Raw genomic sequence first — 437 nt, 5'->3', positions numbered from 1 at the left:
TTCTTGGACTTGAAGCTGCAAGAGGGCTGCTGAACCTAGGGATGAAGGTCGATGTCGTTCACCTGATGCCGCACTTAATGGAACGTCAGTTAGACCCAATTGCTTCCTCGATGTTAAAAGCCGAGCTTGAAACACAAGGCATGAACTTCCTAATGGAAAAAGAAACGGTTGAAGTCCTTGGCGACGAGCGGGTTAAAGGACTTCGTTTTAAAGATGGCACAGAAGTTGAAGCAGACCTTGTCGTCATGGCCATCGGAATCAAATCTAATATTGAAGTGGCAAGAAATAGCGGTATTTATGTAAACCGTGGCATCGTTGTGACTGACTATATGCAAACAAGTGCTTCGCATGTTTATGCGGTTGGAGAATGTGCCGAGCACCGTGAAATTGTTTATGGACTAGTTGCACCTTTATACGAACAAGGGAAGGTACTAGCT

1 protein-coding gene is annotated in these 437 nt (G+C 45.1%); it reads left to right on the top strand.

What is annotated here, in order from left to right; all coding sequences use genetic code 11:
- Window positions 1-437, top strand: a 437-nt coding sequence (locus C9J29_RS24015; RefSeq protein WP_170110047.1) for an FAD-dependent oxidoreductase, incomplete at both ends; no start/stop codon positions are given.

Origin of the sequence: Lysinibacillus fusiformis (assembly GCF_003049525.1) — a bacterium.
Lineage (GTDB): Bacteria > Bacillota > Bacilli > Bacillales_A > Planococcaceae > Lysinibacillus > Lysinibacillus fusiformis.
This window is presented reverse-complemented; position numbering and strand designations above follow the sequence as displayed.